Origin of the sequence: Microbacterium sp. MMO-56, assembly GCF_037146215.1 — a bacterium.
Taxonomy (GTDB): domain Bacteria; phylum Actinomycetota; class Actinomycetes; order Actinomycetales; family Microbacteriaceae; genus Microbacterium.
On the sequence record NZ_JBBCVW010000025.1, the window covers coordinates 23,820 to 30,548 of the forward strand.

A 6,729-nucleotide genomic window follows, 5' to 3' on the forward strand; every position below is an offset into this window, starting at 1 on the left:
TCATGCGGCCATCCCTTCGTTCGTCTCGGCGAAGACGCGCCACGCGCGCATCACCCCTCCCGACCCCGCGAAGAGGTCGTGAAACTCGTCTTGTGGCTCCGCCCCGAGCAGGTCGAAGATCCACCGGCAGAACACGGCAGGCTTCGCTCCGACCACGCGACCCGGCTCCGTCGTGCGCGCGCCCGGCGTGAACGTCAGCACGTCCACCCGTCGCGAGGATCCGCGCGACGCGTCGGCCGCGGCCACCGACGACGCCTCCGCGGCCGCACAACACGACGCGTCGTCATCAGCTGACCGCGACGCGTTCACCTGGCCGGCGCGACGCGTCGTGTCGTGCCGGTCCGGCACGACACGTTCTCCCGCCGTGGTGGAACGCGACGCGTCCCTCCGTCCGCCGAAGTACAGCACCGGCTCCCACGCATTGAGCGGCCCCGCACTGCGCGTCGGCCGCTCGCCCCGGACCCATGCGGCCACTCTCGTGCCGGGCGGGCACAGTGCGAGCACGTCCTGCAGCGCTCGGGCCGAAGTTGACAGCGCCCACCCGTCGTATGCGTCGAGCTGCTCGATCAGACGCTTGTGGTCGACTTCGCCCGCGTAGTCCGGGTGCCGCCCGTAGTACCTCTTCGACAGCCCCGGATAGGGAGGGTCGGCGTAGGCCAGTCGCAAGACGTCGTTCCCGACGTCGCGCGCGACACCTACGCCGACCCGGAATCGGTGACGGGCCTGCCGACACCGCTTGGAGCAGCAGACCGCGTCACGCCGAGCGGATGCCGGGATCGGGCCGCGGCACCACGCGCACTCCCTCATGCCGCTTTCCCTTCCCGACGACTGAACGCTTCGGCCCAGAATCCGTCGACATCTTCCGGGGCGACCCACGTGCAGGACGCGCACCGATAGTTCGTCTCGTCCCCCGGCGTCTTTGGCGGCGTAACCTTGATCGCCCGGAGCCCGCACACCGGGCACGGCTGCGCCGCCCACCACGGATCCTCCGTGATCGACCACCGCTCGAACACGGTCCGCACCGTCCACTCGTCGCCCGACGCCGGCCTGCCGATGACCGCCTCGACGAGCGGCACCACCTCGGGCCGCTCCGACAGCTCGGAGAGGCGCGGCACGATCTCTGCGACCGCGGCATCCGCGTACTCGACCAGGCCCACCGCATCCGCCGCGACCGGAACCTGCATCCGCCCTCGCGGTGCACGCCCATTCACGACCTCCACCGTCGACCACAGCACCGTCACCAGGAAGTCCGCGGCGTCCAACAGCTCGACCGGCACGGGCGGCGGCGCGACAGCCCGGGCACTCCCGCCCGCACTGTCACGCTTCGCCGCGTAGTCCGTGCCCTTCAGCGGATCCGTCAGCGACCGCAGATGCCCGAGCATGTCCGGGATCGCCTGCAGCATCCCCCGCGTGCGGCCGAAGCACCGACCACACACGAACGACCCCTCGACCGCCTCACGCGGCACGCACCCACGACAGGCCCCGTCCTTCTTGCCGTAGGACGGGCACTCCGCCCAGTGAGCATCCGGACCCCGCATCATGCACCCTCGTGCACACGGCGCCCCGCTCAAAACGGCGTGTCGTCCCCGTAGGACAACCCCGGCGCCGCCCACGCGTCCTGCTCGGGCTGCGACGCCCACTGCTGCGGCGCGGGCTGATGCTCCTGCCGCGGCAGGCTCGGGATGACGGCGACCTTCGCGCGGCGCACGAGGATCTCGGCGGCCGGCGCGCCCTCCTTCGTCGAGTACGGGCGCACCTCCGCGAATCCCTCGACGAGCACGTGCGTGCCCTTGCCGACGTGCGGGGCGAGCGCCTTCGCCTGATCCCCGAACACCGAGACGCTGTGCCAGGTCGTCGGGCCGACCCGATCCCACCCGCCCGTCTGCTCGTTCTTCTGCGACCGCTGATGCGGCACCGACAGGCCCAAGACGGGCGTGCCGTCCGGCGTCGCGCCGAGCTGCGGTTCGTTCGCGACGTATCCGTCGACCTTGATGATGCTCTGACTCACTCGTGCTCCTTCGTTAGGGCGCCCAGTCGGCGCCCGCGTCTTCCATCGACGCGTAGTGGCCCAGCCACGCCAGCGTCGTCTCTCCCGTGTTGCCGTGACGGTTCTTCGCCACGATGACCTGCACCTCACCCGCCCGGGCCGCGTCGTCGAGATCCCGGGACAGCAACAGCACGACGTCGGCGTCCTGCTCGATGTCGCCCGTCTCCTTCAGGTCGGCGAGCATCGGCCGCTTGCCCGGCCGTTCCTCCGACTTGCGGTTGAGCTGCGCGAGCGCGATCACGGGACAGTCGAACTCCTTCGCCATCAGCTTCATGGCGCGCGACACCTCGCCGAGGTGCGTCCGCCGGTCCTTGCGCGGGTCCGACGACTCCACGAGCTGCAGGTAGTCGACGACCACGCCCGACAGCGGCCCGAGGCGCGCCACCGACCGCACGTGCGCGCGTATCTGCGCGATCGTCTGCGCCGGCCGGTCGTCGACGTACAGCGGCATGCGCATGATCTTCGCCCGCGCGTTCGCCGCCCGCGCCCAGTCGTCCGAATCCAGCGCGTTGTTACTCATCGCGGACATGTGCACCTTGCCGAGCTGCGACACGAGCCGTTTCTGCAGCTCCTCCTCCCCCATCTCGAGGGAACACACCGCGACGTTCCCCTCGTCGGCGAGCGCCGTCGCGAGGTTCATCGCCATGATGGTCTTGCCCGATGCGGGCCGCGCCCCGACGACGTACATCGCCCGAGGCCGAAGCCCCCCGATCAGGTGGTTGATCGACTGCCACGGCGTCTCCGTGTACACCGGCGGCTCCGACATCCGCGCGAACATCTCATCGAGCGTCGAGCCGACGACCTGCACCTTCGCCGAGGTGTGCGAGCTCGCGCTGTCCACCGCCGCGCGCGCCCGTTCGATCTGCTCGTCGGGCGTCAGCGTGCGGTCGGCGGCGATCTCCACCACCGATACACCGGCCGCCGACAGGCGACGTCGCGTCGCGTGATCGGCGATCAGCCGCGCGTAATAGCCGGCGTTCGCCGTCGTGGACGCGGCATCCGTCAGCGAGTACAGGTAGGCGGGCCCCAGGGACGCCGCCAGCGTCTCGCCCGACGCCGCGATCTCCGCCTCCACGAGCACCGGATCGGTGCCCTCACCCCGCAGCGCGAGCCGACGAACCGCCCCAGCGATGATCTCGTGCGACGGATCATGGAAGTCAGCCGGCGGGGCGACGTCCAGCACGTCCCACACGCGGCGAGCGTCGAGCATCATCGCGCCGAGAGCTGATCGCTCCGCCCCGAGATCTGACTGCGACGTCACGAAGAGATCACCGTCCAGCAAGCGGTAATCTCGGCCACATGTCCGACGACATTTGGATGCCACCTCCCGCTCACCACTACCGGGGCGCAAGCTCCGAGTTCGTGACAGAGATCGGCCTTCTGACGCTCGCAGCGGGCACCCTCGAAGACACGATCTATGTGCTCGCAGAGGAGCTTCAGATCGAGCACGAAGACATACGTCGCTCGGCCGCCTCGACGGCTACGAAGACCATCTCCCGAGGACTGGACACGAAGGGCGTCCCGCAATGGGCGGGGCAGGATGTCACGCCGGAAGTTGTCAAGGAGTGGCTGCGTGACGTCGGCGACGTGCTGGAGGAACGCAACGGTATCGTCCACGCGCTCACTTACATGAAGAAGGACGACGAGCAGTGGACGCGCGTCGTGCGCCGGGGCATCCGCAAGACCCGCGTCGAGAGCCCCGGGAGCGCTGAAGGCGTGCGCGACGTGCGCGAGCGGATCGACACGCTCATTGAGCGGGGCACGTACCTCACGCTCGGCGTGATGCCTCAACTCGCCCCGGACATCTACCTGTCGTTCTTGGGGGGCAGGGGCCGCGTGGTGGTTGGCGACGAGAACGGTTACCCGGACATCGCGACCCCGGACCGCCTTGCAGCCCGGGAGAACCGCGTCGTCGACTTCTGGCAGGGATTCATGGAGAGGGGCATCGCGCCGGTGGCGTATGTGCCTTCGCCTGCGGGAACCCGCATAGTGCCTCGCTGGTTCTCCGAGCCCTTCTAGGCCGCCACCCTTCAGACCAGCCCCCGACGCTTGATTCGTTCGACCCACTCGCGGTCATCCTTCCTTGCTCGGTACTCGTCGACGGTCACCCCGTGCTCGCGGCACCACTTCTGCTCCGGCGTCTCACCGACTGGCACTGTCGGCCGCGTCGGCTTCCAGCCGCGCTCGACATTCCGGGCGTGCGTCGAGCGGATCCACTTCCGCCAGGCGGCGAGCCAGTCCGCACGCGCCTCGCCCTTCGAAATCGCCCAGTCGACGAACTGCGCCGTCTCGTGCTCGACGTTCACTGACGGACACTCAGCGACCCGCCCGGCGACCTCATGCGCAGGCGGCACCCAATCCGCCGGGATCTTCGTCAGCGGGGACTCCTGGCGAGGCTTCCGCTTCGCCGGGGCGCGCAGGTTCCGCACTCCCGCGTGGCGGCACCGCACGATCTCGTCACCCCGCTTGACGTCCACGAACCGAGGCGCGGTCACCCCGTCAGGCACGACCAACTGCACCGTCAGTTCGTCGAGCGTGTACGTGTGCTCAGCGCGGCTCACGCGTCACCCTCGAAGATCACACCGCGCGCGGCGGCCATCTGCTCGTCGTCCCACTTCTTGCGGCGCAGTCGGCGAACCCCGCACGGCCTGCACGGGTCGTCGGTGCCGTCCGGATGCGCGGGACAGAACGGGTCGGGCGGTCCCGATTCGCGATCGGTTCGTGCATGACCTCTCTCGCCATCCCACTCGCTCCCGTACTCGCTCTCCCGCTCCCTCGCTCTCTCCCTCTCCCCCGCCACGAATGGATCGCGAACGGATCGCGAAGGCGGCGGCGGGTATCGGGAGTCCTGCGGCCGGTCGACCTTCGGCCAGTCCGTCATCGAGAAGAACGTCGAACCGGACGCGTCGTACAGCGTGATCGCATCCGCCTCGTCGAGGAGGAGCAGGTGCTCGTCGATCGTCGACTCGGTCATGTCCCGATCCATCGGATACAGGCGCGCCAGCATCAACCGCTGGTTCACCTTCTCCCGGCCGTGATCGTCCGCGTACAGCCGCAGCAGGATCTCCGTCAGCCTGACGTCCCTCGGCAGGCTCAGGATCTCGTCTCGGGTGACGCCCTCCGGTGTCACCACTCGTCGGCGAGTCATCGCCATACAGGTGCTCCCATCGGGCAATGCCCAGGTAGATCGTCTTGAGCGCGTGCATCACCTGATCGGGCGAGACACGGAAACACTCGGTGAAGCCGCGCCCTCGGGGCAGGATGTGCTCCGAGTCGCGGTCGCGCGCGAACGCGCGGTCGAAGGTGGCGTCGAGCTCGGCGAGCGCGGCACGCTCGTCGATGACGTGCCGGTCGCGCATCATCAGCACGACCCGGGCGCCCGTCGCGGTCAGCTCACGCCATCGACGGTCCTGACGGGCCCGCCCCACCTTCAGGACGCCATGCTCCGGCCAGAACACGGCGTAGATCGTTGTGACATCGGGTCGGCGCACGGCGCCCTCCTCTCGATAGTGTTCAGGCATGATGACCGCGAGAGCGAAGGGGTCCGTCCAGGTGGACCCTGCGCTCTTCGGCGGCTTCCGCCGGTCATTGATGCGCCGTGAGGGGCGAGGGGTCGACGGCGGCGACCTCACACCGGCTCGGATCACGGCATTCCGGGCCTCGCAGTGGTCGACGACCGTCACTGTTCTGATCGACTTCGTCTCACCCTCACCTTTCGATGAAGCGACGTGCCGCTGGTCTGCCGACATGCTCGTCGTGCTCGCGACACCGCGCGCTCATCGCGCCGCGCTCCGCCCGGTCACATGGTCAGTGGAAGATCTCGGCCGCTGACCCACTGTCGTTCGAACTCTGCGAACGTCATCCGCGGGTGTCTTTGCCAGTGCTCGATCAGCTCTTCCGACGCGTACGCGTACGCCCGGATCGCGGGGCCCATGAACAGGCTGATCGGCTCGATTCCCTTCGCCCGGCCGCGGGCGTTGACGAGCGCATCGCGACACGCGTCCGCGGCACGCTCGTACATCGCGTAGAGCACGTCGTCGTACTCGGCGCGACACTCACGCCACTCGGCGAACGCCTCAGCGATGCGGGCACTCATGCCGCTACGGACTCCGGAATCCGGAGCGCAGCCGGATCAAGCAGCTCGTCGATCACCGCCCCCGCCATCAGAGGCGGCACCGCGTTGCCGATCTGCAGGAACACCTTCCCGCGCCGCCCACGGAAGGGGAAGTCGGCCGGATACGACTGCAGCACGGCGGCTTCCTCGGGCCGCAAGCGCGCCTTATCCCCGACCCAATCAGGCGATGAGACGTAACGCTCGAGCTTCGCTATCGGCTCGGCTCCGCCCGTCTCGGTTCCACCGCCCGTAATGGTCGGAGAAGGCCGCGACTCAAGCCCGCGCCTAACCCACTTCATCGAACCCGCCTTGCTCGTGAGGGTCGTCGCAGGCTCGTCGATCGATCTCTCGCTTCTGGGGAGCCTGTTCCCCTCGGGCGCGTCGTGCTTCGCCGAGCCGCTTGAGTAGTTCGACCGCAGCACCCAGGAGCGAGCCCCCGCACCGGTGATCGTCTGAGCCCCGATCCACCATGTCGGGTGCGGTTCGTGGGCGTGCCGTGAAGTGAAATGTCCTTCTGGTCTGGGAAAATGTTGATTGTCTAGAGCAACGTTTACCAGTCCGGAAGGAC

Annotated in this window: 10 protein-coding genes; 2 read left to right on the plus strand and 8 right to left on the minus strand. The window is 68.7% G+C overall.

Annotated elements, in window-relative coordinates; genetic code table 11:
* From WFI00_RS16810 to WFI00_RS16825, 4 genes are all read right to left on the minus strand, one after another.
* Positions 1-666, minus strand: a complete 666-nt coding sequence (locus tag WFI00_RS16810) for a hypothetical protein (RefSeq protein WP_336633428.1) — start codon at positions 664-666, stop codon at positions 1-3.
* A 137-nt stretch (positions 667-803) separates the two neighbouring features.
* Complete coding sequence (locus tag WFI00_RS16815; RefSeq protein ID WP_336633427.1) at positions 804-1,436, minus strand: hypothetical protein; 633 nt, start codon at positions 1,434-1,436, stop codon at positions 804-806.
* Between the two features lie 131 nt (positions 1,437-1,567).
* The gene (locus tag WFI00_RS16820) at positions 1,568-2,008 is read right to left on the minus strand and encodes a single-stranded DNA-binding protein (RefSeq protein WP_336633426.1); all 441 of its coding nucleotides are present in this window, start codon (positions 2,006-2,008) and stop codon (positions 1,568-1,570) included.
* A 13-nt stretch (positions 2,009-2,021) separates the two neighbouring features.
* Complete coding sequence (locus WFI00_RS16825) at positions 2,022-3,308, minus strand: replicative DNA helicase (protein WP_336633425.1); 1,287 nt, start codon at positions 3,306-3,308, stop codon at positions 2,022-2,024.
* 38 nt (positions 3,309-3,346) lie between these two features.
* On the opposite strand from WFI00_RS16825, the gene WFI00_RS16830 reads away from it, so the two are divergent.
* On the plus strand, positions 3,347-4,066 hold the full coding sequence (locus WFI00_RS16830) for a hypothetical protein (protein ID WP_336633424.1): 720 nt from the start codon (positions 3,347-3,349) through the stop codon (positions 4,064-4,066).
* Between the two features lie 11 nt (positions 4,067-4,077).
* On the opposite strand, the gene WFI00_RS16835 is transcribed toward WFI00_RS16830, so the two are convergent.
* Together WFI00_RS16835 and WFI00_RS16840 are read right to left on the minus strand one after the other, a co-directional pair.
* A complete protein-coding gene (locus WFI00_RS16835; protein WP_336633423.1) occupies positions 4,078-4,608 on the minus strand; it encodes a hypothetical protein in 531 nt (176 codons plus the stop codon).
* Complete coding sequence (locus WFI00_RS16840; protein ID WP_336633422.1) at positions 4,605-5,201, minus strand: hypothetical protein; 597 nt, start codon at positions 5,199-5,201, stop codon at positions 4,605-4,607. The genes WFI00_RS16835 and WFI00_RS16840 overlap by 4 nt, the downstream gene beginning before the upstream one ends.
* A gap of 365 nt (positions 5,202-5,566) precedes the next feature.
* On the opposite strand from WFI00_RS16840, the gene WFI00_RS16845 reads away from it, so the two are divergent.
* On the plus strand, positions 5,567-5,878 hold the full coding sequence (locus WFI00_RS16845; RefSeq protein WP_336633421.1) for a hypothetical protein: 312 nt from the start codon (positions 5,567-5,569) through the stop codon (positions 5,876-5,878).
* Here the strand turns inward: WFI00_RS16845 and WFI00_RS16850 are convergent.
* Positions 5,847-6,143 (minus strand): hypothetical protein, encoded by a 297-nt coding sequence (locus WFI00_RS16850; protein WP_336633420.1) that lies wholly within the window; start codon positions 6,141-6,143, stop codon positions 5,847-5,849. The two genes, WFI00_RS16845 and WFI00_RS16850, sit on opposite strands and share 32 nt — an antisense overlap.
* Positions 6,140-6,729 (minus strand): DNA cytosine methyltransferase (locus WFI00_RS16855; protein WP_336633419.1); only part of this gene is annotated, 590 nt, incomplete at its 5' end. The genes WFI00_RS16850 and WFI00_RS16855, both read right to left, overlap by 4 nt.